Source organism: Pseudoalteromonas sp. 5Ae-yellow (assembly GCF_014077565.1).
Taxonomy (GTDB): Bacteria; Pseudomonadota; Gammaproteobacteria; order Enterobacterales; family Alteromonadaceae; genus Pseudoalteromonas.
In genome coordinates, this window is the sequence record NZ_JACGWD010000172.1 from 1 (window position 1) to 412 (window position 412).

Annotated in this window: 1 protein-coding gene; it reads left to right on the forward strand. The window is 45.4% G+C overall.

The annotated features are described in order from the left end of the window. Window positions 1-11: 11 nt before the first annotated feature. On the forward strand, window positions 12-412 hold a 401-nt coding region (locus tag H4J63_RS19850), incomplete at its 3' end, for a reverse transcriptase domain-containing protein (protein ID WP_259365863.1).

Genomic DNA, 412 nt, shown 5'->3' on the forward strand with positions numbered 1-412 from the left:
ATATTAATAACCTGTACAAGGGATTCAAAAAAGTGAAAGCAGCGAAAGGAGCGGCCGGAATAGATAGGCAGTCCATAGCCGCGTTCGCCTTGAATTTAGAAGAAAACTTGAAACAACTGCAAGGTGAACTGCAAAGCAAGCAGTATCGCGCACAGCCAGTCAAACGGATAGAAATACCGAAAGATGATGGTGGTGTGAGACTGCTGGGAATTCCAACAGTTCGCGACCGCATAGTACAACAAACACTATTGAACATTCTCCAACCGCTCTTCGACATCGACTTTCACCCATCAAGTTATGGGTACAGGCCGAAACGAAGTTGTCATGACGCCATCAGCAAAGCCACGGTATTTATTCGTAAATATCACCGTGAGTGGGTGGTTGATATGGATCTGTCGAAGTGTTTTGACCT